A 26,535-nucleotide genomic window follows, 5' to 3' on the forward strand; every position below is an offset into this window, starting at 1 on the left:
TCCCCCGACGTGCCGACCTCTCCTGACCTGCTCCTGCCGACCGACCCGGGCGTCCGGGCCATCGCCCGCGAGCTGTACGCCCTGGCCGGGCCGCAGCCGATCATCTCGCCACACGGGCACGTCGACCCGGCGCTGCTGGCCGAGGACCAGCCCTTCCCGGACCCGGCCCGGCTGCTGATCGTGCCCGACCACTACCTCACCCGGATGCTGCTCAGCCAGGGCGTGCCCCCGGCCGAGCTGGGCGTGCCCAGCGTCGACGGCAGCCCGGTGGAGACCGACGGCCGGACGATCTGGCGACGCTTCGCCGCGCACTGGCACCTGTTCCGGGGCACCCCGTCCCGGCTGTGGCTGGAACGCACCTTCAGCGAGGTGTTCGGGGTGGACACACCGCTGACCCCGGCGACCGCCGACGCCGTCTACGACGAGCTGGCCGCCCGGCTGGCCGAGCCGGAGTTCCGGCCCCGGGCGCTGTTCGAACGGTTCCGGATCGAGGTGCTGGCCACCACCGAGTCGCCCCTGGACGACCTCGCCGCGCACGCCAAGCTCGCCGCCGACGGCTGGGGCGGGCCGGGTGGCCGGGTGGTCACCACGTTCCGCCCGGACAACGTCGTCGACATGGAGTTCGACGGCTGGGCCGACAACGTGGCCCGGCTCGGCGAGGTGGCCGGCGTCGACACCGGCACGTACGCCGGCTACCTGGACGCGCTGCGGGCCAGGCGGGCGGCGTTCGTCGCGGCCGGCGCGACCTCCTCCGACCACGGCCACCCCACCGCGCGGACCCTGGCGCTCTCCGCCGACGAGGCGGCGCGGCTCTACGACAGGGGCCGGCGCGGGCTGGCCGACGCCGCCGACGCCGAGGCGTTCCGGGCGCACATGCTCGTGGAGTTCGCCCGGATGTCGCTCGACGACGGGCTGGTGCTGCAACTGCACCCCGGCGCGGTCCGCAACCACAACCGCCAGCTGTACGCCACCCACGGCCGCGACGTCGGCGGGGACGTCCCGCACGCCACCGAGTACGTGCACGCGCTGGCCCCGCTGCTCGACGCGTACGGCAACGACCCGCGGCTGCGGGTGGTGCTCTACACCCTCGACGAGTACACCTTCACCCGGGAGCTGGCCCCGCTGGCCGGCGGCTACGCCGCGCTCTACCTCGGCGCGCCCTGGTGGTTCCTGGACTCCCCGGAGGTGCTGCGCCGGTTCCGCGAGGCGGTCACCGAGTCCGCCGGGTTCTACAACACCGCCGGCTTCGTCGACGACACCCGCGCGTTCTGCTCCATCCCGGTCCGCCACGACGTGGCCCGCCGGATCGACGCCGGGTTCCTGGCCCGCCTCGTCGCCGAACACCGGCTGACCGGGGACGAGGCCGCCGAGACGGTCGTCGACCTGGCGTACCGGCTGCCCAAGAAGGTCTTCAGGTTCGGAGGGTCCGCATGAGCACCAGGATCACCGACGTCGACGTGCACGACGTCCGGTTCCCCACCGCGGCGGCCGGCGACGGCTCGGACGCGATCAACCGGGGCGACTACTCGGCCAGCTACGTCGAGCTGCGTACCGACGGCGGCCCGACGGGTGCCGGATTCACCTTCACCAACGGGCGGGGCAACGAGATCACCTGTGCGGCGATCGACGCCCTCGCCCACCACGTGCGGGGCCGGACGGTGGAGGAGATCGCGGCCGAGCCGGTGGCGTTCTGGCGGTCGCTCACCGCCGACGTGCAGCTGCGCTGGCTGGGGCCGGAGAAGGGGGTCATCCACATGGCCGCCGGCGCGCTCGTCAACGCGGTCTGGGACCTGCGGGCCAAGCTGGCCGGCAAGCCGATGTGGCGCTACCTCGCCGAGCTGCCCACCGACGAGCTGGTCGCCAACGTCGACTTCCACCACATCACCGACGCGCTCACCCCCGACGAGGCCGCCACCATCCTCGACAAGGGACTAGTCGGAGGGTCGGAACGGCTCGCGGAACTTGAGCAGAGTGGTTTTCCGTCGTACACGACGTCGGTGGGGTGGTTGGGGTATCCGGACGAGAAGGTGCGGGCGTTGACCCGCGAGGCGTACGCCCAGGGGTGGCGGGCGATGAAGATGAAGGTCGGCGGCCCGCCCGCCGACGACCTGCGTCGGGCGCGGATCATCCGGGCCGAGATCGGCCCCGACGCGCTGCTGATGATGGACGCCAACCAGGTCTGGGACGTCGACGAGGCGATCACCAACATGACCGCGCTGGCCGAGGTCGACCCGTACTGGATCGAGGAGCCGACGCACGCCGACGACATCCTCGGCCACGCCCGGATCGCCCGCGCGGTGAGCGGGCTGACCGACGGCCGGTGCCGGGTCGCCACCGGTGAGGTGGCCGCCAACCGGGTCATCTTCAAGCAGCTGCTCCAGGCCGAGGCGATCGGGGTGATGCAGATCGACGCCTGCCGGGTCGCCGGGGTCAACGAGGTGCTGGCGGAGATCCTGCTGGCGGCGAAGTTCGGGGTGCCGATCTGCCCGCACGCCGGTGGCGTCGGCCTCTGCGAGTACGTGCAGCACCTGGCCATCTTCGACTACCTGCGGGTCGGCACCAGCCTGGACGGGCGGATGGTCGAGTACGTCGACCACCTGCACGAGCACTTCGTCGACCCGGTCCGCACCCGGGGCGGCCGGTACCTGCTGCCCACCGCCCCCGGTTACAGCGCCACCATGCGCCCCGGGTCGATCGCCCGGTTCCGCTTCCCGGACGGCCCGGAATGGCGGTGAACGGGGGCACCGACCGGCTGGGCCTGGCCACCCTGCGCCGGCTGCCCGAGCCGAGCCGACCGCTGATCCGACCGGGCACCGTGCCGGCCGGCATCGTCCACCTGGGACTCGGCGCGTTCCACCGGGCCCACCAGGCGGTCTACACCGAGGCGGCGATCGGCGCGGCCGGCGGCGACTGGGCCATCGTCGGCGTCGCCCCGCGCAGCACCGCGCTGGTCGAGGCCCTCGCGGCGCAGGACGCGCTGTTCAGCGTCACCACGCTGGCCGCCGACCGGTCCGAGACCCGGGTGGTCGGCGCGTTGGCCGGGGTACGCCACGCGGCCAGCGACCCGGCGGCGGTGGTCGCGCTGCTCGCCGACCCGGCGATCCGGGTGGTGACGCTGACCGTGACCGAGAAGGCCTACCAGCTCGACCCGGTCTCCGGGGCGCTGCGGGCCGACCCGGAGCTGACCCTCGACCTGACCACCGACCGGCCTCCGGTCACCGTGCCCGGCCTGCTGGTGCGCGGGCTGCTCGCCCGTGCCGCCGCGCAGGCGGGCCCGATCGCGCTGGTGAGCTGCGACAACCTGCCGGCGAACGGGCGTCGGCTGCGCGGCCTGGTGCAGCAGTCACTGGCCCTGGCCGGGGCGTCGGACACCGTGCTGGACGCCCTCGCCGGGCAGGTGGGTTTCCCCGGCACGATGGTGGACCGGATCGTCCCGGCCAGCACCGACGGGACGCGGGCGACCGCCCGCGCCGCGTTGGGGGTGGCCGACCTGGCCGCGGTGGCCGCCGAGCCGTACCTCCAGTGGGTGATCGAGGACGACTTCCCCGGCGGCCGGCCGGCCTGGGAGCAGGCCGGCGCGGTGCTCACCACCGACGCCGGGCCGTGGGAGCGGCTGAAGCTGCGCGGCCTCAACGGCGTGCACTCGGCGGTGGCCTACCTGGGCGCGGTGGCCGGCCGCGAGACGATCGCGGACGCGCTGACGTTGCCCGGCCTGACCGACGTGCTGCGCCGGTTCGTCGCCGACGACGTCGCCGCCAGCTTCACCCCACCCGACGGGGTACGGGTCACCGGGTACGGCGACGAGGTGCTGGCCCGCTTCGCCAACCCGGCGATCCGGCACCGCACCCTCCAGGTGGCGATGGACGGGTCGCAGAAACTGCCGCAGCGGGTCCTGCACACCGCCGCCGACCTGCGCGCGCGGGGCCGGTCGGCATACTGGTCGGCGCTGGTCGTGGCGGCCTGGCTGCGGTTCCTCGACGGGCGGGCCGACGACGGCACCGTGCTGCCGCTTGACGACCCGCTGGCCGACCGGATCACCGCCGCGCTCGCCGCCGCCGACGGCACCCCCGCCGGCACGGTCGGGGCGCTGTTCGCCCTGCCCGAGGTCTTCCCGGCCGCGCTCGCCGACGACGACGGGTTCCGCACCGACGTCACCGGGTGGCTCGGCGCGCTGCGTACCCACGGTGTGGCGGCGGTCCTGGCGGGTGCGGCGTGACGGGCCCGGTGCCGCCGGCCGCCGTTGGTGGGCTCGCCGCCCAGGGCGCACCGCCCGCCCGACCCACCGCCGCGACGCCACCGGCCGGGACCGGGCACCCCGGGGTCGCCGTGCCCCGGGTGGCGATCGTCGGGGCGAACGGGCACGGCCGCTGGCACCGGCGGACGGTGGCCCCGCTGCACGCGGCGGGACGGTTGCGGCTGGTGGCGCTGGTCGACGTGCGGCCGGTCTCCGACGAGCCGGCCGCGCCCGTCCCACCCGGGGCCACCGTGCACACCGACCACCGGGAGATGCTCGCCGCCACCCGCCCCGACGTGGTGATCGTGTGCACCCCGCCGCACACCCACCTGCCGATCGCCCTGGACGTCCTCGCCGCCGGTGCGGACCTGCTGCTGGAGAAGCCGCCGGTGCTGTCCACCGCCGAGCACCGGGCGCTGGCCGAGGCGCTGGCCGAGGGCGGCCGGGTCTGCCAGGTCGGCTTCCAGGCGCTCGGGTCGGTGGCGCTGGCGCAGTTGTCGGCCGCCGTCGGGCAGGGCCGGCTGGGCACCGTCACCGGCATCGGCACGGTCGCCGCCTGGCAGCGGCCGGACGGCTACTACGCCCGCTCCCCGTGGGCCGGTCGGCGCACCCTGCACGGCCGGCCCGTGCTGGACGGGGCGCTGGTCAACCCGTTCGCGCACGCCGTGATGCAGTGCCTGGCGGTGGCCGAGACGGTGGTCGGGGCACCGGTGCGGCCGGCGCGCATCGAGCTGGAACGCTACCGGGTCCGGCCGATCGAGGTGGACGACACCGCCACGCTGCGGATCGTCACCCCCGGCGGGCCGCCGATCGTGGCGGCGGTGACGCTGGCCGGGGAGGACTTCGTCGCCGGTGAGGTGATCGTGACCGGCACCGCCGGGCGGGCGGTGCTGGAGTACCCGACCGACCGGCTGTTGCTGCCCGGCGACCCGGAGCCACGGGAGGTGCCGGGGCGGCGGGGGCTGCTGGAGAACCTGCTCGCCCACCGCGCCGACCCGGCCGGCACCCCGCTGATCGCCCCGCTGGCCCGGACCGCGCCGTTCACCGCCGTGCTGGAGCAGGTGCAGCGCGCTCCCGAGCCGACCATGCTCGGCGGCGACCTGGTCACGGTGACCGGCAGCGGGCCGGAGCGGGCGGTGACGGTACGCGGCATCAACGCGGCGCTGCGCCGGGCCGCCGAGCAGGGGGCGCTGCTGTCGGAGCTGGCGGTGCCGTGGGCGGTGCCCCCGGTGCGCACCGAACTGGCAGTGCACCAGGGCTGTTGAGCCAGGGCGGCCCGGTCCCCCCCCCGCAGACCTGGCGGAACCGACCGCACCATCCACCACATCCTCCGGAGCGTCACATGCGTCCACGAACCACCGGGGCGGCCCTGGTCGCCGTCTCCCTCCTCCTGACCTCGGGCACCGCGGCACACGCCGCGCCCGGCCGTACCACCACCGACGGGGTTCCCCGGGCGGTCGAGCGGCTGGCCCGGCAGACCCTGCCGGCCGGCGACGGCTGGGCGGCCGACGGCCCCGGCACCACCGGCGGCACGGCGGCCGGCCCGGACCAGGTCCACCTGGTGCGCAGCCGGGCCGACCTGGTCCGCGCACTGGGCGGCGACAACGCCACCAACCGGACCAACGCCACCCCGAAGGTGATCGTCGTGGACGGCGTCGTCGACGGGTTCGCCGCCGACGACGGCAGCCTGCGCAGCTGTGCCGACCTGGCCGACCCGGAGTACAGCCTGCCGGCCTACCTGGCCGCGTACGACCCGGCGGTGTGGGGCATGGTGCCGCCGACCGGGGCGCTGGAGGCGGCCCGGGTCCGTTCGGTGGCCAACCAGACCCGGCAGACGCAGATCAACGTCGGCCCCAACACCACCATCGTCGGCCGGCACGGGGCCACCCTCACCGGGCTGACCCTGATGATCGACGGGGCCAGCAACGTCATCGTCCGCAACCTGACCTTCGACGACGCCCGGGACTGCTTCCCGGCCTGGTCCCCCACCGACGGCGCGACGGGCAACTGGAACTCCCAGTACGACCAGGTCTCGGTACGCCGCAGCGAGCACGTCTGGGTCGACCACAACACCTTCACCGACGGCGACAACCCGGACAGCGCCCAGCCGGTGTACTTCGGTCGGCCGTACCAGGTGCACGACGGTTCGTTGGACGTCACCCACACCGCCAGCCTGGTGACCGCCTCGTACAACCGGTTCGCGGGAAGGGACAAGCTGATGCTGATCGGCTCGTCCAACACGGTCGGGCCGGACGTCGGCCGGTTGAAGGTGACGCTGCACCACAACCTGTTCGACCGGGTCCTCCAGCGGCTGCCCCGGGTCCGATTCGGCCAGGTCGACGTCTACAACAACTGGTACCGGCTGGCCGGCGACGACTTCGAGTACGCGATCGGCGTGGGCGTGCAGTCCGCCGCGTACGTGGAGCACAACTTCTTCACCCTCGGCGTCGGCATCACCCCCGCCGACCTGCTCTACGACTGGGGTGGCACCGCCGTCACCACCCGGGGCAACTGGGTGGACGCCCACCACGCGCTGCCCCGCCCGGTCGACCTGGTGGCCGCCTACAACGCGACCCATGATCCGGACCTGGGCGGTGACGCCGGCTGGACGCCGACCCTGCGCGCGTCGGCGGCCGTACCCGCGCCGCTGGTGCCGATCGTGGTCGGGGCGCTCGCCGGGGCCGGCCGACTGCCCCTGTGACCCGCCTGCCCCTGTGACCCGCCTGCCCGCTCGCCCGCCGGTCGGGCCGCGCCGTCGTGGGTGCGGCCCGACCGGTCGGTCGTCCATCCGCCCGCCGCCTCCCGACCAGGGGCCCGGCCCACGGCACCCGGCGGCGGGGAGCCGGCGTCAGGGAATCCGGGCGGCGCGGATCACGAGGGTGACTACCTGGGCAGGGTCATCACCTCGGCACCGTCGGGGGTGATGGCGATCGTGTGCTCGCTGTGCGCCGTGCGGCAACCGGTCGCGCTACGCAGCGTCCAGCCGTCGGCGTCGGTGACGAGTTCGGCGGTGTCCGCCATCACCCAGGGTTCCAGGGCCAGCAGCAGCCCGGGGCGCAACCGGTAGCCGCGACCGGGCCGGCCGGTGTTGGACACGTGCGGGTCCTGGTGCATGGTGGAACCGACGCCATGGCCGCCGAACTCGGTGTTGACCCGGTAGCCCGCCGCGTCGAGGACCGTGCCGATGGCGTGCGAGATGTCGCCGACCCGCGCACCCGGGCCGGCGGCGGCGATTCCGGCGCGCAGTGCGCGTTCGGTCGCGTCGATCAGCGCGAGGCTCTCCGGGGGGCGGGTGTCGCCCACCACGAAGCTGATGGCCGAGTCGGCGACCACCCCGCCGAGACAGACCGCGAGGTCGAGCGAGAGCAGGTCACCGTCGGTGAGCGTACGGTCGTGCGGCAGGCCGTGCAGTACCGCGTCGTTGACCGACGTGCAGATGTAGTGGCCGAACGGGCCGCGCCCGAAGGACGGCTCGTAGTCGACGTAGCAGGACTGCGCCCCGGCCTCGACGATCATCCGGCGCGCCCACTCGTCGATCTCCAGCAGGTTGGTGCCGACGACGGTGCGGCTCTTCAGGGTCTGGAGGATCCCGGCGACCAGGGCACCGGTGTCCCGCGCCCGCCGCACGTCGGTGGGGTTCAGGATCTCGATCATGCAACGCCCTCCTCGGACCACCAATAAATATCCCGGCCATGTTATCCCGGTACTAGAATCGCAACCATGGTCAGGTTGCCGCTCACTCCCGCCGAGGTCGAACGCGGACAACGCCTCGGTGCACTGCTGCGCCGCGCCCGGGGCCAGCGTTCGATGCTCGGCACCGCGCTGGCCGCCGGGCTCTCCCCGGAGACCCTTCGCAAGATCGAGTCCGGCCGGGTGGCCACCCCCGCCTTCCCGACCATCGCGGTGCTCGCCGACGTCCTCGGCCTCTCCCTCGACGCGGTCTGGTCGGAGATCAACCGGTCCGACGGCGGGATCGACCTCGCCGGCCAGGTCCGCGCCCCCGGCGAGCGGCTGGCCTCGTAACCCGCCGCCACCCCGGCGAAGTGATACAGGGAGAATGACCCCCGGGTGACGGCCGGGCTTCCAGCCCCGGTGGCGTGGATCAACGGGAGGTGGACCCGGGTGGCGGGTGGACGCGACGTGGACGGGGGCTTCCCCGACCCGGCGACCGAACCTCTCCCGCCGGCCGACCCGACACCACCCATCGACCCGGTGCCACCGGTCGGCCCGGCACCACCCATCGACCCGGCGCCACCGGTCGGCCCGGTGACCCGTGACGTGCCGGGGGCGTTCCGCGTCGCGCTGGCCGCCGATCCGGCGCAGCTCTCCCCCACCCGGGAGGCCCTGCGGGCCTGGCTGACCGGGCTCGGGGTGGGCGAGGCGGAGGTGGAGGTGGTGCTGATCGCGGTCGGCGAGGCGTGCGCCAACGCCATCGAGCACGGCTACCGGTTCGCAGCCGGGTCGACCGTCCGGGTGCAGGCGCGGCTACACGGCGATCGACTGGAGATCGAGGTGTCGGACACCGGCGGTTGGCGGGAGGCCCCTTCGGACGACAGGGACCGGGGCCGCGGGCAGTTGATCATGATGCGGTTGATGGACGAGGCTCGGATCGACGGCACCGCCGCCGGGACGACGGTACGGCTGGTCAAGCACCTCGTCGACGCCTCCTGAGACCGCTGCACCGCCCATCCGTTCCTACTCCAGGCCGGCCGGCTCTGCACTTCGGCGCTGGTGACCCGCCAACCGGAGCGGTTCTGCCGGGTGGACGAGAGCGCCCCGATCCGGGATGCGCCGGTTCTGGCGACTGATGTCGGAACGCAACCTCCCGTCGTGGCGGCGCTGGTGACGATCAGTCGCACAGCGGACGGCGGGGTCGGATGGGCAGTGAAGATCGGCTATAAGTAGGCGATGGAGTTCCCGCCGTACCTCGCCACCATGCCGATGCACGCGATCACCGAGCTGCACGGCGAGCCGGGCCTGCTGGCCCGGTTCCGGTTGGAGCTGCCGGCCTTCCCGGCCGCCGAGCGGGACCGGCTGACCGCCGCCCTGGACCTCGCCGCCGAGCTGCACCGCGACGACCGCCGTTCCCGGGAGCCCTACCTCAACCACCTGTTGCGGGTGGCCATCCGGATGATGCACCACTATCAGGTGCGCGACGTCGACGTGATCGTCGCCGGGTTGCTGCACGACGCGGTGGAGGACCACCCGGGCGAGCTGGCCGGCGCGGGAGCCGCCGACCCGACGGCGGCGGCGCTGGCCACCCTTGCCGGCCGGTTCGGGTCGCGGGTGGCCCGGCTCGTCGCGGCGGTCACCAATCCGGCGTACGACCCGGAGCGCGACCCGCACGTGCAGTACCGCGAGCACGTCGCGGCCAGCCTGGACCGGGAGCCGTGGGCACGGGTCATCAAGGTCTCCGACTTCACCGACAACGGCGTGGGGGTGGTCTACGCCGTCGGGCCGAAGGTGGCCCGCTCGGCGGCGAAGTACCGACCGCTGGTACCGGTGTTCCGGGAGCTGATCGCCCGACCGGACACCCCGCTGTCGATGCCGGTGAAGCGGCACATCTTCGCCCAGCTCGACCTGGCCGAGGAGCGGTTCAGCGCGATCCTCGACCACCCCGCCTGACCGTCAGCAGGCCGCGCCGGGTGGCACGGACACCCCGCAGCCGCCGAGGACGGCGGAGAGCCGGTGCCACAGGTCGGGCAGCCGCTGCGGGGTGTCCCGCAGCAGCAGGCAGACCGGTTCCCGGGAGCCGGCCGACACCCCGCCGATCACGTCGAGCAGGGTGCCGAGCTGGCCGGGTGGCTCGTCGGTCAGCAACAGGCCGGCGTCGGTCACCTCGAGGGTGAGCGGCCCGACGTCGAGCCGGTCGGCCAGCAGGTCGGCCAGCGCGTCCCAGTTACGGCCGAAGTGTCCGGGCAGGTCGAGGGCGTCGGTGAGAGCGTCGAACAGCGCCGGGCGGGTGCGGGCCGCCGCCCCGGGCACGGTGACCGACGGCGTCGGGTGCCCTGCCGGCTGCGGCTCGTCGGTCACCCGCAGCCAACCCGGCTGGCGCTGTCCGGTCATCGTGCATCCTCCTGCTCGACGGGGTGGGCCGGCGGACCGGCCCACCCCGGTGGTCCTCGGTCAGATCCGGTAGAAGTTCGCGTAGTGGTCGGGCGAGAACCAGGTCGCTCCGGTGCTCCTGTTCACCACGATGCGGTACGCGTCCCGCGCCGCGCCGGAGACCCGCGGATAGACGTCGTACTCGTAGTAGGTGGCGTTGGCGGGAAGCTGGCCCTCGTAGTTGTAGAACTGGCCACCGGCGAAGTTCGACAGCCCGCCGCTCCAGGCGTACCAGCCCCGGCTGGTCGGGAAGCCCTTGGCCGACCAGCCGGAACGGGCGGTACGGGCGTCCGCGCAGCGGGACATCGTGCAGGAGCCGTAGACCGCCGCCGACGCGGAGTCGGTCAGCCTCGGGGCCACCACGGACGGCCCGACGAGCATCGCCGCGACCAGGGCGGTCAGCAGGGCGAGCGTGCCCGGCAGTCGGCGCGGTCGGGCGACCGGAGTCGGGGCGGTCACGGGGGTGACGGGGATGGCGGGGGTGACGGGGATGGCGGGGGTGACGGGGTTCGCGGGAGTGCGCAACGGGTCCTCCGGGTCGCGGGGGCCGACAGGAATGCATCGATCAGGATGGTTATCCCGATCAGCCACATTCTGGCGGGAAGCGAACCCCGCCGACCAGAGGTCAGCCTGGCAACCGTGGATGAACGCACCATGATCGGCACCCCACCGCCGGCTGAATGCTCAGTCGGCGCAGCCGGGACCGGGCAGCCCTGTCGGCCGCCCGGTCCCGGCGGGGGTCAGCAGCCGATCCGGCTGGTGCTCAGGGCGACGTCGTCGTACCAGATGGTGTCCGCGCCCTCGCCGTAGCTCTCCCAGCCCAACTTCAGGTCGGTCAGCCGGGGCCGCCAGGTGCGGTTGTACCACTGGCCGTCGATGTCGTGGCTGGGCACGCCGTCGGCGGTCAGCCCGGTGACGGCGGTGCCGTCCAGCCAGGTGCGCAGTTGCCCCTGGTTGCCGTCGACCATGAACTCCAGGCACGTCCAACGCCCGGTGGGCAGCGGCACGCTCAGCGCCACCCCCGACGGGCTCTGCTCGGGCAGCGTCGCGTCGTCGGAGGCCCGGTTCCACTGCAACGCGCCGTTCTGGCCGCCCATCCGCAGGTCCTTGTTGCCGTCGGCGGTGTCGGTCATCGCCGTCATGGTGACATGCTGGGTCGGCAGCGCGGTGGTGTGGCGCAGCCAGATCCGGCCGTACCGCACGGTGCCCACGGCGCTGAGGTCCTTGTTGGACCGGACGAAGACGTGGTTGCAGTAGCCGGCCGCGCCGTCGATCCGCAGCGAGCGGCTACCGCTGTGGGCGGTCGCCGTGTCCACCGAGGCCCGGCCCGCTCCGGAGCAGTCCGGGTTGACCACACTCCAGTCGCCGGCCGGCGTCGTGCCGGTCTGGTTCTCGAAGCCGTCACAGAGCACCGCACCGGCACACCCGACCGGCGGCGGCGTCGTGGGCGGCGGGGTGGTCGGCGGAGGGGTCGTCGGCGGCGGCGTGGTCGGCGGCGGGGTCGTCGGCGGCGGGGTCGTCGGCGGCGGCGTGGTCGGCGGCGGGGTCGTCGGCGGCACCGGCGTGGTGGTCGGAGGCACCGGCGTGGTGGTCGGCGGCGGACCGCCGTTGCACGGTACGCCGTTCAGCGCGAACCCGGTCGGCGCGGCGGCACCCGAGGTGCTGGTGCCCTGGACGCCGAACTCTGTGGCACCGCCGGCCGGCACGCTGCCGTTCCAGGTGGCGTTGCGTGCGGTCACCGTCGTGCCGGCCTGGCTGACCTGGGCGTTCCAGCCACCGGTGATCCGCTGGCCACCCGGGTAGGACCAGGTGACGGTCCAACTACTCAGGGCGGTGTCGCCCGGGGAGACCCGGACGTTGGCGGTGAACCCGCCGGTCCACTCGTTGGGCTGGTAGTCGATCCGGCAGCCCTGGGCGGCCGAGGCGGTGCCGGCGAGCACCGTGGTGACGGCCGCCGCCACCGTGGCGGTGACGGCTAGGGCGGCGGTGATACGGGTACGGGAAATCCTCACAGGGGTCCTTCCGGCTGGCCGTCGGTACGCACCGACGGCGCAGGAGCAACGATGTCGCTCGCGCGTCGACGTGCCTGCTCGGCACGTGGACAACGGCCCGGCTCAGGCCACACAGCCGCCTGGCAACACGGCGGCACCCGAGCCCAATGTAGTGATGGTTGCCTATGGAAACAAGTCCACCGTCGGCTCACGCCCGGCACGGCCGATCGACTGCACCCGCTCACCGATCTCATCGACGGGTACGACGGCATCCACCAACGCCCGTACGGCGAACTCGTTCCCACGCCTCCGAGATCCGCAACTGCGTGAATCCGCTGAAGAAGCCGCCGCCCGAAGATGATCTCGCCACCACCAACCGAACGGCCATCTCCGGCATTGCCAAGCCCACAGATCCCGAGCAGCCGCCCCGGCCGGTCGACACATGATCGGGTCGACCGGCCGGGTGTGCGGCTCAGCGGCCAGCGGTGAGGCTGGCGCAGTCGGTCTCGTCGGGCAGCAGCGGCCGGAGGGTGACCGTCCACTGCTTCCCGCCGGAGGTCCACGGGGTCGCGGCGTTGGCCTTGCCGGCGGTGGCGATCACCTGTTGCACGGCGGTGCCGGTGACCGTCACACAACCCAGGTTGAGGCCCTCGCCAAGGCTGGCACCGGGCAACGTCGGGCCGAGCCACTCCACCCTGGGCTGCTTCGCCGTCTCCGGGGTGGCGACCCACGGCCCGGCCACCGCCGCGATGGCGGTCGGCTGGTACGGCTGCGTCGCAGCGCTCCCCGGGTCGGTCACCTTGTCGGCGAACGCCCGCAGTTTGTCGCGGGCGGCCTGCTGGGCGGCGGTCAGGCCGGACTGGGGGCCGGTCGCCTCGCCCAGGGCGTAGACCTCCAACTGCTCGGTGCCCACCGCCCCCCGGATGGTGAACCGGGTGGTGGCCACGTCGGTGATCGACGGGGTGCCCACGTCGACCGAGCTGCCCACCCCGGCGGCGCGGGCCTGCTCGACCAGCTTCGCCACCTCGGCCGCGCTGATCGTGCGGACCTGGACGTTGGGCAGCGCCGGCCCGGGATAACTCAGGACGGTCGGCCCCTGGGTGATCACCCGACCGTCACCGTAGACGCTGACGGCCGGCAGCCGGGTCAGGTTCGTCTCGGGCCGCACGAAGCCACCCGTGTAGTCGATCCGGAGCACCGGCACGTCAGCAGGAAAGGTAGGCGCGGCATCCTCGGCTGCGCCGGTCGGCTCACCCTGCCCCGCGCAGGCAGCCGTGAGCAGGAGCAGCGGAACGACCGCCACCCACATGCCTCGAAAACTAGTCATACCCCTTGGACGCACCCACACCCCCCACGGCTCCCCCCACTTTCCCCACCCCCACCCCACCTCCCGCTCCCACCCCGGTCCGCCCCGGTGATCAAGAGGTTTACGTCAAGGTTGATCTTCTGAATGACACAAACCTCTTGATCACCGGGGCACAGCGCTCGGCGTGAGGAGCGGGCGAGGCGAAGCGGAGACGCGGGGGCGCAGAGCCTGCCATGCGCCCGGTGATCAAGGAGTTTGCGTCATCGGGGAGATCAACGTCGACGTAAACCTCTTGATCACCGGGTAGATCGCCGCGCGTGGGGCGGGGTGAGGCGGGTTAGCGGGTCAGGGCTCGCGCATCCAGAGCTTCGGGTCGTTGACGAAGACGCCCTTGCCCTGGTGTCGCCAGATCACCCGCAGCGCTTCCAGCCGGACGTAGACCTGTTTGACCGTCGACGGACTGACCTTGTACAGCGAGGCAAGCTCCGTGATCGAGGGCAGCTTCTCCCGGCGTGAGCTTCTTCGCTCTCACGTCGGCGACGATCTTGTCGGCGATGCGGATGTAGTCGGCGGTGATCGGCATGACTCCCCCTGCGTGGCACGCCAATTCGATCACGCAAGGACACCCTCCAACAACTCTATGTTCAACTCAGGTGACTGAGACAGCTAAGTTGATTCCTGCCTCTCCCCTCGCGTGGCAACGAGAGAGGGGTTTCCCCGGTCGGGGCGGGTGTGTGCCCGCCCCGACCCCGTCCGGCTGTTCTGCTGTCGTACCGCTGCCGGCCCACCGGCCGTCGGCAGTCGAGCCGACCGCAAGCCGGCCAGGCCCGACGGAGCTCGTCGGTGAGGGCGGGTGTCCGGCGGGCGTTCCCCCGGGCGGCAGCCGGCGATCAGGCGCCGGACGCGTCCTCGGCAGGATGCCGGTCCGGCTGCCCCTGGCGGGCGCGCAGGAACGGGCCGAGGCCCATCCCGTCCTCGGTGGCCAGGAACGCGCCGCGCGCGGTCAGCAGCGTCTCGTCGGCGTGCGTCATGCAGCCCCACGCCGTGTCGCCCCACGAGTCGGCGAGCTTGACCTCTGCCGGCTCCGCGCAGGGCTCGCCGCGCGGGCCGCCGATCTGGCACCGGGCGGGTGCGCCGCCGCGCCGGCCGACCGCCTCGGCGGCCTCCCGGATCAGCGAGAACCGCGCCTCGCCGCCCGCCTGCGGGTCCCGCTCCTGCTGCGGTACGGCCTGCCGCTGCCCGAAGGCGACCACGTTGCCGTCGGGGTCGGTGACCCGGCACTCGCCCCCGGGGGCGTGCTCCGGGTAGCCCGCCTTCTGCACGGGGTGCCCGGCGGCGGTGAGCCGCTCGGCGGTCGCGGTCAGGTCGTCCACGTACAGGTAGACGAGTAGGGGCAACTCGACGGTGACCAGGCGGGGGGTGACCGCCGCCAGCAGCAGCGTCAACTCCCCGCACCGCAGGTACGACCAGCGTGATCCGCCGTCGCCGCCGGCCCGGATCTCGGTGTAGCCGAAGATCTCGTAGAACCGTCGGGCCGCGTCGGCGTCCGCCACGTACAGCACCGGCACCTGGGCCGCCACACCACTTTGCACGGCGTCACTCTAACCACTGCCGATCGGGGACTCGCGTCTCGTAGTTCGGGTTTTCGATCCCGTGCCATCGCCCCTGGTCACGGCCCCGCCGGGAGCAGGTCAGGGCGCGGGACGGCGGGACGGCTCGTCGGTCAGGTGGCCAGGGTGGCGTACCGGCCGGCGCGGGCAAGCAGGGTGTCGTGGGTGCCGGACTCGACGATCCGGCCGTGGTCGAGTACCGCGATCTGGTCGGCGTGCCGCACCGTGGAGAGCCGGTGCGCGATGGTGATCACCGTACGACCCTCGGCGAGGGTGTCGAAGGCCCGTTGCACGGCGCGTTCGGTCTCGGTGTCCAGCGCGCTTGTCGCCTCGTCCAGCACCAGCACCCGGGGGTCGCGCAGCAGCGTACGGGCGATGGCCAGGCGCTGCTTCTCGCCGCCGGAGAAGCGGTGGCCCCGGGAGCCGACGACCGTGTCGTACCCGTCGGGAAGGGCGGCGATCAGTTCGTGGATCTGCGCGGCGCGGGCGGCGTCGACCAACTGGGCGTCGGTGGCGTCGGGGCGCGCGTACCGCAGATTTTCCCGGATGGTGGTGTGCAGCAGGTAGGTCTCCTGGCTGACCACGCCCACGACGGCGGCCAGGTCGGTGAGACGCATGTCGCGCAGGTCGACGCCGTCGATGGTGATCCGGCCGGCGCCCGGGTCGTGCAGCCGGCTGACCAGCGCGGCGAGCGTGCTCTTGCCGGAGCCGGTCTCACCGACCAGCGCGAGGCTGGTGCCGGCCGGGACGTCCAGGCTGATGCCGGCGACGGCGGCGGTGTCACTGCCCGGGTAGCTGAAGGTGACGTCCTCGACGCGCAGGTGCCCGCGCACCCGGGTCGGGTCGACAGTCACCGGCCGGGCCGGGTCGTCCACCTCTACCGACAGGTCCAGGTACTCGAAGATCCGGGCGAACAGCGCCAGCGAGGCGGTCAGCGTGACGCCCACGTTGAGCAGCCCCATCAGCGGCCGGAACAGCCCACCCTGGAGGGCGGTGAAGGCGACCAGGGTGCCGATGCTGAGCGTGCCGGCGGTGCCGGGCAGCCCCGCGCCGAGGTAGATCACCGCCGGGATGGCGGCGAAGATGATCGTCATGGTGGCCATCCGCCAGCGACCGGCCAGCTCCGAGCGTAGCTCCAGGTCGACCAGCCGGGCCGAGCTGGTCGAGAACCTGTCGATCAGCGCGCCGCCCGCGCCGAGGGTCTTGCTGAGCTGCACGCCGCTGATCGACAGCCCCTCCTCGATGGTGACGTTGAGGTCGGCCAGCTCCCGCTGGCGCTGGGCGGTGATCTCGCGGCGCATCGCGGCGACCCGGCGGGTCAGCCAGATGGCCGGCGGCAGCACCACCAGCGACACCAGGGTGAGCCGCCAGGACAGCGCCACCATAGCGACCAGCGTGGCCACCACGGTGGTCAGGTTGGACGCGATCGAGGTGGCGGTGGAGGTGACCACGGCCTGCATGCCGCCGATGTCGTTGGTGATCCGCGACTGCACCTCGCCGGTGCGGGTGCGGGTGAAGAACGCGATCGACTGCCGGTGCAGGTGGGCGAAGACGTCGGTGCGCAGCCGGTGCATCACCAGCTGCCCGACCCGGGTGGAGATCCAGGTCTGCGCCACGCCGAGCACGGCGGTCACCGCCGCCACGGCGATCATGCCGACGACCAGCCACACCAGCAGGGTCAGGTCGCGCTCCGGCAACGCGCGGTCGATCACCGCCCGCAGCAGGAAGGGCGAGGCCATCGCGACCACCGACGACACCACGATGATCGCGGTGACCACTGCCAACTGCCCACTGTACCGAGTGAACAGCCGGCCGATGCGGCGTAGCGAGACCGCGCGGGCCTGGGACTTCTCGGCGGCACTGACGGTCCGGGGAGCGCCGCCGCGGCCCTCCCGGTGGGTTTGCATGGTGTCCAAGGGGGTTCCTTTTCCGTTCGGGGGTTCGGGTTGATGTCTGCGAGCTCATTGCTGAGGTTACCTCATCATGAGGTAGCAACAGTGACTCCTGCTACCGTATTCCGGTGACCGGTACGACATCCGAACCCCCGGCCGACCCGCCAGCCGGGCGGCAGGTCGAACCTCCGATAGGCGTGCCATCCGACCCGCCGACGGATCTTCCCGGCAAGCCGCCGGCAAACTCGCCGGCCCTGTCACCGATCGAGTCGCCATTCGGATCACCGGCCGAGCCACCGGCCGAATTGGCCGAGGAGAGCCTGGCGGAGCTGTTCTGGGCGGTGGCACGACGGCTGCGCCACCAGTCCCGGCGCACCCTCGAACCCTGGGACGTCAACCCCGGCCACGCCCGCGCCCTCACGGTGCTCACCCGGCACGGTGCGATGCGGCTCAGCGCCCTCGCCGAGCACCTGCACATCGCGCCCCGCTCCACCACCGAGGTCGTCGACGGTCTGGAGGAACGCGGGCTCGTCGCGCGCCGGCCCGACCCGGCCGACCGGCGGGCAACCCTGGTCACACCGACCGACGAGGGTACGCAGGTCGGCGCAGCCATCCGCGCGGCCCGTACCGCCGAGGCGGAACGCTTCTTCGGTCACCTCTCCCCCACCGACCACGCCGACCTCACCCGCATCCTCCGCACCCTCCGCCCCTGACCACACCCCTGCGCCCCAGCCCCAGCCCCAGCCCCACCCCGCCCTTCCAGGCCAGCCCCACCCGCGCAGTTCGGCGGCCCACTCGGCCAGAGCCTCGACCGGATTCTCAGCGCGTCGAATGCGTGGGAGGAGGACCCGACAATCCGGGAGCCCCCACATGTCAGCGAACCCGGAGCAGGCAACCGGAGCCCGCATCGGCCGCATCGCGTCGGGTGGCGAGGATCGCGCATACCTCGTGGCGTACCGCGTCAGGCTCGTGGACCAGGCGGTGGCGGGCGAAGCGCACCACCAGGATGCCGACGGTGGCGAGCAACGCGTCCCGGCGCAGGTCGATCTCGCGCTGGTGGGGGTCACCGTGGGTCGTCGCGCCGTCGAGCTCGAAATCGACGCGTTCCCGCTCGGCGTACACGTCGAGGTACATGGTGCGGCGGCCGACGACGACCCGGGCCTGGCGGCGGAAGGCGGGCATTCCCGGACCGGTGAAGACGTGGTCGTGTCCCCAGATCTCCAACGGGCTGCGGCATCCGGCGACGAGCCGGTCGAGCAGGGTGCGCAACTGCGCCCGTCCACTTAGCCTCGGTACGGCGGTGAGCGCCGAACCGATCCGCGCCGGGGTGGTGAGCCGGTCGTTGACAGCCCTGATCACCGGGGCCGGACGGTCCTCCGGGGACAACAGGGGCCAGGCGTCCACCAACGCCCGCTCCAACCGCATCACCGGTACTCCCGATCGGACGATCACCTCGGGAGGTCCGATCGTGAAGTCGACCCGCTGGTGCACCACCAGGTGCCGACGGGTCTGGAGTGCCGTGCCACGCGGGGTGTCCAGGTGCACCGGTTCCCCGTCGGGCTGCTCGCGCACACCCCAGACGGCCAGGGCGGTGACGCTGCCCAACGCCGCACGCCCGTCAGCCCAGACGAGCGCCGCACTCCGCTGGTGAGCACAGCCGAGCCTCCGAAATGCCGAACCACCGTCCACCCTGGCAGCCACCGTCCTGGCCTGCACCTGGGCCCCCGGGTGGGCGTGAACACCCGTGGGTGCGGTGCCACCAACGGGTGCGCCCGCATCGGTGGACTCGTGGACCTTGGGGGACTCGTGGGCTCGGGGGCGGATCAGGCTGGCGTCGACGTAGACGCCGGGCAGGACCCGTCGGAGCGCGCCGACGCGATAGGCATGCCGGAGCACCCAGGCCGGAACCACCTCGGCCGCCGCTCGTCGCGTCACCACGCCGCCGCTCCGCTCGACCAGCGACCGCAAAACAGGATGCATGCCCCGAAGGTTGCTCTCCCGCCCCCACCACCTCAACCTCACCACCCCTCTCCTGTGGACAGCGCTAGCCAGTGTGGACAACTGCCCACCCGCCCGCCGTATTTGCTATGGGGCCTCATGATCGGGTCAGGATTTTGGACAACTTTCCCGGCGTGTCGTGTCCATTTCCTCAACATGATCATGGGGCTGGGCTGGGCTGGGCTGGGCTGGGCTGGGCTGGGCTGGGCTGGGCTGGGCTGGGCTGGGCTGGGCTGGGCTGGGCTGGGCTGGGCTGGGCTGGGCTGGGCTGGGCTGGGCTGGGCTTAGCGGGTGCGGGGTGGGGTATGCGGGGTGGGTGCGGGTGGTGGTGGTCGGTGGGGGGTTCTCGGGGCTCGCTGCTGCGGCGGCGTTGTGCCGGGGTGGGGCGCGGGTGCGGGTGCTGGAGGCGCGGGGGCGGGTCGGTGGGCGGGTGCTCACCCGGCGGCTGGACGACGGCACCGCGCTGGATCTGGGTGCGCAGTGGATCGGGCCGGCCCAGGAGCGGATGGCCGCGCTGGTGGCCGGGCACGGGCTGACCACCTTCCCCTCGGCGGCACGCGGCCGGCCGGCGGTGCGCTGGGACGGACGGCTGCGGGAGGCCCCGCCGGAGTCGGTGTGGCGGACCGTGGAGCTGCTGGACGGCTTCGCCGCCGCTGTGGATCCGGCTGCGCCGTGGCGGGCGGCGCGGGCGGACGAGTGGGATCGACTCACCCTCGGCGCGTGGTTGACAAGCGCCGCGCCCGATCCGGTGACCGCCCGGTACGTGGGTCGGCTGCTCGCCGGTGGACTGCTGGCGGCAGACCCGGACGAGGTGTCGCTGTTGCAGATGCTGTTCTACCTGCGCAGCGGGGGTGGCAGCGGGTTGCTGCTGGGGATGGCCGGCGGTGCCCAGCAGGATCGGATCGTGGGCGGGCCGGCGGCTCTGGCCGAGCGGATGGCGGCGGCGCTGCCAGCGGGGACCGTGCTGTCCGGGGCACCGGTGCGGGCGATCCACCAGGACGATCTCGGCGTGGTGGCGTACACCGACGAGGGGGCGCACCGGGCGGACGCCGTGGTGGTGGCGGTGGCCCCGGCGCTGGCGGGCCGGATCACGTACTCCCCGGCGTTGCCCGCCCTGCGCGACGGGCTGACCCAGCGGATGCCGATGGGGGTGGCGCTGAAACTGCACGCGGTCTACCCGACGCCGTTCTGGCGGGCCGACGGGCGCTCCGGGGTGACCACGTCGGCCGACGGGCCGGTAACGGAGACGGTGGACAACTCCACCCCGGACTCGTCGCGCGGGGTGCTGACCGCGTTCAGCTACGGTCGACAGGCCCGTGAACTGCGCCGACTGTCGCCGGGCCAACGGCGGGCGGCGGTGCTGGCCGCGCTGGTGGAGTTGGTCGGCCCGGCCGCCGCCGCGCCCGACGACCTCGTCGAGTACGACTGGTCGGCCGACGAGTGGACCCGGGGTTGCTTCTGCGGGGCGCTGACACCCGGCTCGTGGCGAGACTACGGTCCCGCGCTGCGGCAGCCGGTGGGGCGGGTGCACTGGGCTGGCACCGAGACGGCGACCCGCTGGGCCGGTTACCTGGAGGGCGCGGTGCTGGCCGGCGAGCGGGCGGCGGCCGAGATCCTCGCCCACCCCACCACCTGAACCCCACCCCGCCGCCCGAAACCCGACCCACCACCTGCACCCCCGCGCGAGCCCCTGAATCCCGCCCCACTGCCTGAACCCCACCGGACCGGCCGGGTTCCGCCCCGCCACAACCTCGGCCGGCCCGGTCTGGGCGGATGTCGACCGTTGCGCCCTGCGCCGATCCATCAACCGGCACATATCGACAATCTTAAGTACAGCTATTGAAAGCTTTCTCCGTTCGTGACCTAATACCTGACAGTTCCTTTCGTCGCTCCCGCCGCACCCACACGGCATCCCCCAGGGAGGAAAGATGAACCGTCTCCGCACGGTCACGGGTACGCTGCTGGCGACCGCCACCATGGTCGCCACCGCCACGCTCGGCGTCGTCACCCCGGCCGCCGCCGCCCCCGCCGGGCTGCCCGGCATGGACGTCTCCAGTTACCAGGGCAACGTCAACTGGTCCGCCGCCTGGAACAACGGCGCCCGGTTCGCCTACGTCAAGGCCACCGAGGGCACCTACTACACCAACGCGTACTTCGCCCAGCAGTACAACGGGTCGTACAACGTCGGGATGATCCGGGGCGCGTACCACTTCGCCCGGCCGGACACCACGACCGGTGCCACCCAGGCCAACTACTTCGTCGACCACGGCGGCGGCTGGTCGAAGGACGGCCGGACGCTGCCCGGCGCGCTCGACATCGAGTACAACCCGTACGGCGCGACGTGTTACGGGCTGAGCCAGAGCGCCATGCGCAGCTGGATCGCGTCCTTCGTCAACCAGTACCACTCCCGCACCGGGCGCTGGGCGACGATCTACACCACCACCGACTGGTGGACCACCTGCACCGGCAACTACAGCGGTTTCGCCGCCAACAACCCGCTCTGGATCGCCCGCTACGCCGGCACGGTGGGCACCCTGCCGGCCGGCTGGTCCACGTACTCCTTCTGGCAGTGGGCGTCGTCGGGCACCTTCCCGGGCGACCAGAACGTCTGGAACGGCACCCTCGACCGGCTCCGGGTGCTGGCCTGCAACGGCCCCTGCTGACCCACCCATCCTGATCAGCCCGAGCACCACCGACGCCGCAGCCGCCCCGCCCGCCGGCCGTGGGCCCACCAGGTCCGCGGCCGGCACCTCCCGTCACCCCGAGGAGCCCGCCATGTCCGTACCCGTGTCGCGGCGCAGTGTGCTGCGCGGCGCGGTCCTGCTCGGTGTAGCCGCCGGAGCGACCACGTCGCCCCCGACCGGCGGACCCGCCGCCCACGCCGCCACCACCACCCAGGTCGGCGGCCCGGCCGTCATCGGCGCCGCCGCCGGCCTTGTCGACCAGCCGGTCATCGCCAACTGCGCCACCTGGGGGGCCCGGCCGCCGTCGTCGCCGGTGGGCGTGGTGGAGAGCCGACCCAACAAGATCATCGTGCACCACACGGCGTTTCCCAACTCGACCGACTACAGCCTGGCCCACGCGTACGCCAACTCACGCGAGATCCAGGACCTGCACATGGACGGCAACGGTTGGCTCGACTCCGGGCAGCACTTCACCAACAGCCGGGGCGGCCAGCTCACCGAGGGCCGGCACGGAAGCCTGTACGCGCTGCTGCACGGACGGACCATGGTGCAGGGTGCGCACTGCGTGGGGCAGAACAGTCAGGCCATCGGCATCGAGAACGACGGCATCTACCTCGACGTGCAACCGCCGCAGGCGCTCTGGGACAGCCTGGTGGTCTTCTGTGCGTTCACCTGCCAGCAGTACGGCATCCCGGCCAGCCAGATCTACGGCCACAAGGATTTCGCCAGCACCCAGTGCCCCGGCCTGCTGCACGACCGGCTGCCCGAACTGCGGGCCGCCGTCGCCGCCCGACTCGGGTGATTGCTTATATAAGCCGTGGCTGATACAAAGGGCACCGTGCACGCCTTCGACGTCCTCGGCGACCCGGTACGCCGGCGCATCCTCGAACTGCTCGCGCAGGGCGAGCGGAGCGCCGGCGGGGTCTGCGCGGTCATCCAGGAGGAGTTCGGGATCACCCAGCCCGCCGTCTCGCAGCACCTCAAGGTGCTGCGGGACAACGGCTTCGCCACCGTCCGCCCGCAGGGCGCCCGGCGGCTCTACGCGGTCGACCTCGCCCCACTGCGCGAGGTGGACCAGTGGCTGGAGGGGTTCCGCCGGTTCTGGACGCCCGCGCTGGACGCCCTGGCCACCGAGCTCGCCCGAGGTCGGCGCGAACGGCTGTCGCACACCACGACGGACGACCCGACCGAGCACCGGAGCACCTCATGATCGAGACCACGCACCAGATCAGCGCCGTACGGCGGACCGTGGGCAGCCGCACCCTGGAGGCGGGCGAGGCACGCGTGCTGACCATCAGCCAGACGTACCGGGCCACGCTGGACGACCTCTGGGACGCCTGCACCAACGTCGACCGGATCCCCCGCTGGTTCCTGCCGATCTCCGGCGACCTGCGCCTGCACGGCCGCTACCAGTTCGAGGGCAACGCCGGTGGCGTGGTGGAACGCTGCGACCCGCCGAAGAGTTTCGCCGCCACCTGGGAGATGGGCGGCGAGGTCAGCTGGATCGAGGTGCGCCTCACCCCGGAAGGCGAGGATCGGACCCGGTTCACCCTGGAACACGTCGCCCACGTCGACGACGAGCGGTGGACCGAGTACGGCCCCGGGGCGGTCGGCGTCGGCTGGGACTCCGGCCTGCTCGGCCTCGCCGGTCACCTGGACCCCGACGGCGGGGGGATCACCCCCGAGCAGGCCGTCACCTGGATCGGCTCCGAGGACGGGCGGCGCTTCATGACGCTCAGCGGCGATGCCTGGGCCGAGGCCGACATCGCCGGTGGCACCGACCCGCAGGCCGCAAGAGCCGCCGCCGCCCGTACCATCGCCGCCTACACCGGCGCACCGCCGGCCTGACCCACCCCACGGGCGTCCCGGTCCGGCGGAAATCCGGGCGCGCGTTGTCGGTGCCGGCGGGGACACTGTGCGGCATGCCGATGCGCCGCGCCGAAGACGTCCTCGCCCTGCACCGCGCCGGGCGTCCGGTGAAGTACCTCTGCTTCTGGGGTCACCGGCCCCGGCGGGACGGCACCGTCGGCCAGAGCTGCCTGAGCCAGTGGTGGCCGGCCCCGTTCACCGTCGACGGGCGGCACTTCCCCACCGCCGAGCACTGGATGATGTGGCGCAAGGCGCTGCTCTTCGGCGACACCGAGGCCGGTGAGCGGGTGCTCGCCGCCGCCCACCCGCACCGGGCCAAGGCGATCGGCCGGGAGGTCCGGCACTTCGACCCGGCGGTGTGGGAGGCCGAGCGCTACGCCATCGTGCTGGCCGGCAGCCTGGCCAAGTTCGGCCAGCACGCCGACCTGCGGGCGTACCTGCTGGGCACCGGGGAGCGGGTGCTGGTAGAGGCCAGTCCGGTCGACCGGGTGTGGGGGGTCGGTCTGGCCGCCGACGACCCGCGCGCCGAGGATCCGGCCCGCTGGCGCGGGCTCAACCTGCTCGGCTTCGCCCTGATGGAGGCCCGTGGGGTCCTACGCGACGACCGACCGGCCCGCCCCGACCGGGTCGGCGACCAATCGGAGGCCCTGCCCTGCCCTGACCGAGCAAGCCGGGGCCGAGCCGAGCCGGTCGACCTGACCTGAGCGGGGCCCGCCCGGGGCGGTAACGTGCGGCGGCATGACCGTCCTGCCGTACGCGCACTGCCACTACTGCGGCGCGGCCTATCCGGCGGACGCCGGCTGGCCCCGTCTCTGCCCGGCCTGTGGGGAGACGGTGTGGCGCAATCCCACCCCGGTCGCGGTGGCGCTGCTGCCGGTCCGTACCGACACCGGCCTCGGCCTGGTGGTGGTCCGCCGGGACATCGAGCCGGCCCGGGGCCTGCTCGCCCTGCCCGGCGGCTTCGTCGAGTACGGCGAGGAGTGGTCCGAGGCGTTGGTCCGGGAACTGCGCGAGGAGACCGGGCTGGTGGACGAGGCGCAGCGGGCGCGACTGTTCGCGGTGCACGGCGCTCCGCACGGCGGCACCATGATGGTCTTCGGGGTGCTGCCGGAGCGGCCGGCGGCGGAGCTACCTGCGTCGACGCCCACCGAGGAGGCCACCGAGTGGCTGGTCCTCACCGAGCCGGTCGAGCTGGCCTTCTCCACCCACACCCGGGTGCTGGCCGACTTCCTCGCCGGCCAGCGGTGACCCACCGCTCCACCCGTCGGTCCGCTGATCCATCGGTCCGCTGACCCATCGGTCCGCTGACCCATCGGTCCGCTGACTCGCCAGTCCGCTGACTCGCTGCTGTACCGCCGATCCCCGCCGGGCGACGATGCTTCGACCGCACAGTCACGCACCGTAATTTCTATCGCTCCCCCTCACCACTCCACTGCGCGAGGTAGTTGGGGGTGGCGAGGCACGGAAGGAAAACACCTGCTCAGGGCGGTTCGGCCGCGATTCACCTGCCAGGATGCAGTGGAGCGACGGTTACGACGTTCACTGTGAGTAATGGATGGGGCCGATCAGGGCGGCAACACCGTGAGTCACGGAAGGGCAGTGGGTCAGACCCGGGCAGGCTGGGGAGCGAAGGGAGCGCTGGCCGCCAGGTCGGGGGCCGGGTCACCGGCAGGGTGCCGCCACAACCCCCGGGACCGCAGGATCGGCAGCACCCCCTCGCCGAACCAGTACGCCTCTTCCAGGTGCGGGTGGCCGGAGAGGACGAACTCGTCGATGCCCAACGCGTGGCACTCGGCGATCCGGTCGGCGACCTCGGTGTGGCTGCCCACCAGAGCGGTGCCCGCACCACCCCGGACCAGCCCGACCCCGGCCCAGAGGTTGGGGGCGACCTCCAGCCCGTCCCGGCTGCCGCCGTGCAGGGCGAGCATCCGCCGCTGCCCCTCGGACTCGCTGCGCCGCAACCCCTCCTGGGCGGCCCGGACGTCGTCCTCGTCGATGCCGTCGAGCAGCCGGCCCGCCTGCGCCCATGCCTGATCGGCAGTGTCCCGGGCGATGACGTGCAGCCGGATGCCGAAGCGCGGCGTCCGACCGGCGTCGGTGGCGAGGGCCCGGATCCGGTCTAGTTTCTCGGCCACCTGGGCGGGCGGTTCACCCCAGGTCAGGTAGACGTCGCTGTGTCGGGCGGCGACCGGGCCGGCGGCGGTGGACGAGCCGCCGAAGTAGATCGGGGGCACTGGTTCGGGCAGTCGGGAAAGGCGGGCGCCCTCGACCCGCAGGTGCTCCCCGGTGTGGTCGACGGTCTCCCCCCGCCAGAGCGCCCGGACGACCCTCAGGAACTCGTCGGCGCGGGCGTAGCGGGCGTCCTTGTCGAGGAAGTCCCCGTAGGAGCGCTGTTCGGCGGATTCCCCACCGGTGACCACGTTGAGCAGCAGCCGGCCGCCGGAGAGCCGCTGGAAGGTGGCGGCCATCTGGGCGGCGAGGGTGGGTGAGAGCAGGCCGGGACGGAACGCCACCAGGAACTTCAGCCGTTCGGTGACCTGGGAGAGCATCGCGGTGGTCAGCCAGGCGTCCTCGCACCACGCCCCGGTCGGAGTGAGTGCGCCGACGAAGCCGAGTTGCTCGGCGGTACGGGCGATCTGCCCGAGGTAGGCGACGGTGGCGGGCCGGGCGCCGCCGGCGGTGCCGACCGCGACACCGTGACCACCGCCGACGATGTCGCGGCTGTCGCCGTAGGTGGGCAGGAACCAGTGGAAGGTCAGCGGCATCGGGGGTCCTCCTGAGGGATGGGACGGCGACCACGACAGGCTACCCATAAAACCTATCGGCTTGGTAGGTTACTGCCCGCC

Annotated in this window: 25 protein-coding genes and 1 pseudogene; 16 read left to right on the forward strand and 10 right to left on the reverse strand. The window is 72.9% G+C overall.

Features of this window, described 5'->3' with window-relative positions:
- Nucleotides 1–9 precede the first annotated feature (9 nt).
- The 5 genes from uxaC to OHQ87_RS11295 all read left to right on the forward strand — a co-directional run bounded on the left by uxaC (nucleotide 10) and on the right by OHQ87_RS11295 (nucleotide 6,935).
- Nucleotides 10–1,434 carry a glucuronate isomerase gene (uxaC, locus tag OHQ87_RS11275; protein ID WP_328347590.1) on the forward strand — a complete coding sequence of 475 codons (1,425 nt, stop codon included), beginning with the start codon at nucleotides 10–12 and terminating at the stop codon, nucleotides 1,432–1,434.
- A complete protein-coding gene (locus tag OHQ87_RS11280) occupies nucleotides 1,431–2,735 on the forward strand; it encodes an enolase C-terminal domain-like protein (RefSeq protein ID WP_328347592.1) in 1,305 nt (434 codons plus the stop codon). The genes uxaC and OHQ87_RS11280 overlap by 4 nt, the downstream gene beginning before the upstream one ends.
- Entirely contained in the window at nucleotides 2,726–4,216 is a 1,491-nt protein-coding gene (locus OHQ87_RS11285; protein WP_328347594.1) for a mannitol dehydrogenase family protein, read from the forward strand. Before OHQ87_RS11280 ends, OHQ87_RS11285 begins: the two co-directional genes overlap by 10 nt.
- Entirely contained in the window at nucleotides 4,213–5,499 is a 1,287-nt protein-coding gene (locus OHQ87_RS11290; RefSeq protein ID WP_442930751.1) for a Gfo/Idh/MocA family protein, read from the forward strand. Before OHQ87_RS11285 ends, OHQ87_RS11290 begins: the two co-directional genes overlap by 4 nt.
- Before the next feature lie 77 nt (nucleotides 5,500–5,576).
- Nucleotides 5,577–6,935, forward strand: a complete 1,359-nt coding sequence (locus OHQ87_RS11295; RefSeq protein WP_328347596.1) for a pectate lyase family protein — start codon at nucleotides 5,577–5,579, stop codon at nucleotides 6,933–6,935.
- Between the two features lie 182 nt (nucleotides 6,936–7,117).
- Here OHQ87_RS11295 and map read toward each other — a convergent pair whose 3' ends face one another.
- On the reverse strand, nucleotides 7,118–7,888 hold the full coding sequence (map, locus tag OHQ87_RS11300; RefSeq protein ID WP_328347598.1) for a type I methionyl aminopeptidase: 771 nt from the start codon (nucleotides 7,886–7,888) through the stop codon (nucleotides 7,118–7,120).
- Nucleotides 7,889–7,954: 66 nt separating this feature from the next.
- Here map and OHQ87_RS11305 point away from each other — a divergent pair, with 66 nt between their 5' ends.
- The 3 genes from OHQ87_RS11305 to OHQ87_RS11315 all read left to right on the forward strand — a co-directional run bounded on the left by OHQ87_RS11305 (nucleotide 7,955) and on the right by OHQ87_RS11315 (nucleotide 9,859).
- Complete coding sequence (locus OHQ87_RS11305) at nucleotides 7,955–8,257, forward strand: helix-turn-helix domain-containing protein (protein WP_328347600.1); 303 nt, start codon at nucleotides 7,955–7,957, stop codon at nucleotides 8,255–8,257.
- A 99-nt stretch (nucleotides 8,258–8,356) separates the two neighbouring features.
- Entirely contained in the window at nucleotides 8,357–8,905 is a 549-nt protein-coding gene (locus tag OHQ87_RS11310) for an ATP-binding protein (protein WP_328347602.1), read from the forward strand.
- Nucleotides 8,906–9,142: 237 nt separating this feature from the next.
- Complete coding sequence (locus OHQ87_RS11315; RefSeq protein ID WP_328347604.1) at nucleotides 9,143–9,859, forward strand: HD domain-containing protein; 717 nt, start codon at nucleotides 9,143–9,145, stop codon at nucleotides 9,857–9,859.
- A gap of 3 nt (nucleotides 9,860–9,862) precedes the next feature.
- Here the strand turns inward: OHQ87_RS11315 and OHQ87_RS11320 are convergent, their stop codons facing one another.
- The 7 genes and pseudogenes from OHQ87_RS11320 to OHQ87_RS11350 form a co-directional block, all read right to left on the reverse strand.
- Nucleotides 9,863–10,300 carry a barstar family protein gene (locus OHQ87_RS11320; RefSeq protein ID WP_328347606.1) on the reverse strand — a complete coding sequence of 146 codons (438 nt, stop codon included), beginning with the start codon at nucleotides 10,298–10,300 and terminating at the stop codon, nucleotides 9,863–9,865.
- Between the two features lie 60 nt (nucleotides 10,301–10,360).
- Nucleotides 10,361–10,798 carry a ribonuclease domain-containing protein gene (locus OHQ87_RS11325; protein ID WP_328347608.1) on the reverse strand — a complete coding sequence of 146 codons (438 nt, stop codon included), beginning with the start codon at nucleotides 10,796–10,798 and terminating at the stop codon, nucleotides 10,361–10,363.
- Nucleotides 10,799–11,079: 281 nt separating this feature from the next.
- The gene (locus OHQ87_RS11330; RefSeq protein WP_328347610.1) at nucleotides 11,080–12,351 is read right to left on the reverse strand and encodes a cellulose-binding domain-containing protein; all 1,272 of its coding nucleotides are present in this window, start codon (nucleotides 12,349–12,351) and stop codon (nucleotides 11,080–11,082) included.
- A gap of 451 nt (nucleotides 12,352–12,802) precedes the next feature.
- The gene (locus OHQ87_RS11335) at nucleotides 12,803–13,657 is read right to left on the reverse strand and encodes a hypothetical protein (protein WP_328347612.1); all 855 of its coding nucleotides are present in this window, start codon (nucleotides 13,655–13,657) and stop codon (nucleotides 12,803–12,805) included.
- Between the two features lie 324 nt (nucleotides 13,658–13,981).
- A pseudogene (locus OHQ87_RS11340) lies at nucleotides 13,982–14,219 on the reverse strand (winged helix-turn-helix domain-containing protein).
- A 307-nt stretch (nucleotides 14,220–14,526) separates the two neighbouring features.
- Entirely contained in the window at nucleotides 14,527–15,228 is a 702-nt protein-coding gene (locus OHQ87_RS11345; protein ID WP_328347614.1) for a VOC family protein, read from the reverse strand.
- A 131-nt stretch (nucleotides 15,229–15,359) separates the two neighbouring features.
- Complete coding sequence (locus OHQ87_RS11350; RefSeq protein ID WP_328348816.1) at nucleotides 15,360–17,153, reverse strand: ABC transporter ATP-binding protein; 1,794 nt, start codon at nucleotides 17,151–17,153, stop codon at nucleotides 15,360–15,362.
- Between the two features lie 290 nt (nucleotides 17,154–17,443).
- On the opposite strand from OHQ87_RS11350, the gene OHQ87_RS11355 reads away from it, so the two are divergent.
- Entirely contained in the window at nucleotides 17,444–17,851 is a 408-nt protein-coding gene (locus tag OHQ87_RS11355) for a MarR family winged helix-turn-helix transcriptional regulator (protein WP_328348817.1), read from the forward strand.
- A gap of 160 nt (nucleotides 17,852–18,011) precedes the next feature.
- Here the strand turns inward: OHQ87_RS11355 and OHQ87_RS11360 are convergent, their stop codons facing one another.
- Nucleotides 18,012–19,118, reverse strand: coding sequence for an endonuclease domain-containing protein (locus OHQ87_RS11360; RefSeq protein WP_328347616.1), 1,107 nt, complete (start codon nucleotides 19,116–19,118; stop codon nucleotides 18,012–18,014).
- A 334-nt stretch (nucleotides 19,119–19,452) separates the two neighbouring features.
- On the opposite strand from OHQ87_RS11360, the gene OHQ87_RS11365 reads away from it, so the two are divergent.
- From OHQ87_RS11365 to OHQ87_RS11395, 7 genes are all read left to right on the forward strand, one after another.
- On the forward strand, nucleotides 19,453–20,772 hold the full coding sequence (locus OHQ87_RS11365; RefSeq protein ID WP_328347618.1) for a flavin monoamine oxidase family protein: 1,320 nt from the start codon (nucleotides 19,453–19,455) through the stop codon (nucleotides 20,770–20,772).
- 292 nt (nucleotides 20,773–21,064) lie between these two features.
- Nucleotides 21,065–21,799: a lysozyme gene (locus tag OHQ87_RS11370; RefSeq protein WP_328347620.1), complete on the forward strand. Its 735-nt coding sequence runs from the start codon at nucleotides 21,065–21,067 to the stop codon at nucleotides 21,797–21,799.
- A 112-nt stretch (nucleotides 21,800–21,911) separates the two neighbouring features.
- The gene (locus OHQ87_RS11375) at nucleotides 21,912–22,622 is read left to right on the forward strand and encodes a peptidoglycan recognition protein family protein (RefSeq protein ID WP_328347622.1); all 711 of its coding nucleotides are present in this window, start codon (nucleotides 21,912–21,914) and stop codon (nucleotides 22,620–22,622) included.
- 36 nt (nucleotides 22,623–22,658) lie between these two features.
- Nucleotides 22,659–23,030: an ArsR/SmtB family transcription factor gene (locus OHQ87_RS11380; RefSeq protein WP_328348818.1), complete on the forward strand. Its 372-nt coding sequence runs from the start codon at nucleotides 22,659–22,661 to the stop codon at nucleotides 23,028–23,030.
- On the forward strand, nucleotides 23,027–23,668 hold the full coding sequence (locus OHQ87_RS11385; protein ID WP_328347624.1) for an SRPBCC family protein: 642 nt from the start codon (nucleotides 23,027–23,029) through the stop codon (nucleotides 23,666–23,668). Before OHQ87_RS11380 ends, OHQ87_RS11385 begins: the two co-directional genes overlap by 4 nt.
- Before the next feature lie 74 nt (nucleotides 23,669–23,742).
- A complete protein-coding gene (locus OHQ87_RS11390; protein ID WP_328347626.1) occupies nucleotides 23,743–24,393 on the forward strand; it encodes an NADAR family protein in 651 nt (216 codons plus the stop codon).
- Between the two features lie 34 nt (nucleotides 24,394–24,427).
- Complete coding sequence (locus tag OHQ87_RS11395) at nucleotides 24,428–24,937, forward strand: NUDIX domain-containing protein (protein ID WP_328347628.1); 510 nt, start codon at nucleotides 24,428–24,430, stop codon at nucleotides 24,935–24,937.
- A gap of 356 nt (nucleotides 24,938–25,293) precedes the next feature.
- Here the strand turns inward: OHQ87_RS11395 and OHQ87_RS11400 are convergent, their stop codons facing one another.
- The gene (locus tag OHQ87_RS11400; protein WP_328347630.1) at nucleotides 25,294–26,454 is read right to left on the reverse strand and encodes an LLM class flavin-dependent oxidoreductase; all 1,161 of its coding nucleotides are present in this window, start codon (nucleotides 26,452–26,454) and stop codon (nucleotides 25,294–25,296) included.
- Nucleotides 26,455–26,535 lie beyond the last annotated feature (81 nt).

Origin of the sequence: Micromonospora sp. NBC_00421 (genome assembly GCF_036017915.1) — a bacterium.
Classification (GTDB): Bacteria; Actinomycetota; Actinomycetes; order Mycobacteriales; family Micromonosporaceae; genus Micromonospora.

Coding starts and splice junctions, on each gene's coding strand:
- OHQ87_RS11280 (WP_328347592.1), top strand. CDS start 1,431: ATGAGCACCAGGATCACCGACGTCGACGTGCACGACGTCCGGTTCCCC.
- OHQ87_RS11285 (WP_328347594.1), top strand. CDS start 2,726: ATGGCGGTGAACGGGGGCACCGACCGGCTGGGCCTGGCCACCCTGCGC.
- OHQ87_RS11295 (WP_328347596.1), top strand. CDS start 5,577: ATGCGTCCACGAACCACCGGGGCGGCCCTGGTCGCCGTCTCCCTCCTC.
- map (WP_328347598.1), bottom strand. CDS start 7,888: ATGATCGAGATCCTGAACCCCACCGACGTGCGGCGGGCGCGGGACACC.
- OHQ87_RS11305 (WP_328347600.1), top strand. CDS start 7,955: ATGGTCAGGTTGCCGCTCACTCCCGCCGAGGTCGAACGCGGACAACGC.
- OHQ87_RS11315 (WP_328347604.1), top strand. CDS start 9,143: ATGGAGTTCCCGCCGTACCTCGCCACCATGCCGATGCACGCGATCACC.
- OHQ87_RS11320 (WP_328347606.1), bottom strand. CDS start 10,300: ATGACCGGACAGCGCCAGCCGGGTTGGCTGCGGGTGACCGACGAGCCG.
- OHQ87_RS11335 (WP_328347612.1), bottom strand. CDS start 13,657: ATGACTAGTTTTCGAGGCATGTGGGTGGCGGTCGTTCCGCTGCTCCTG.
- OHQ87_RS11350 (WP_328348816.1), bottom strand. CDS start 17,153: ATGCAAACCCACCGGGAGGGCCGCGGCGGCGCTCCCCGGACCGTCAGT.
- OHQ87_RS11360 (WP_328347616.1), bottom strand. CDS start 19,118: ATGCATCCTGTTTTGCGGTCGCTGGTCGAGCGGAGCGGCGGCGTGGTG.
- OHQ87_RS11370 (WP_328347620.1), top strand. CDS start 21,065: ATGAACCGTCTCCGCACGGTCACGGGTACGCTGCTGGCGACCGCCACC.
- OHQ87_RS11375 (WP_328347622.1), top strand. CDS start 21,912: ATGTCCGTACCCGTGTCGCGGCGCAGTGTGCTGCGCGGCGCGGTCCTG.
- OHQ87_RS11385 (WP_328347624.1), top strand. CDS start 23,027: ATGATCGAGACCACGCACCAGATCAGCGCCGTACGGCGGACCGTGGGC.
- OHQ87_RS11390 (WP_328347626.1), top strand. CDS start 23,743: ATGCCGATGCGCCGCGCCGAAGACGTCCTCGCCCTGCACCGCGCCGGG.
- OHQ87_RS11395 (WP_328347628.1), top strand. CDS start 24,428: ATGACCGTCCTGCCGTACGCGCACTGCCACTACTGCGGCGCGGCCTAT.
- OHQ87_RS11400 (WP_328347630.1), bottom strand. CDS start 26,454: ATGCCGCTGACCTTCCACTGGTTCCTGCCCACCTACGGCGACAGCCGC.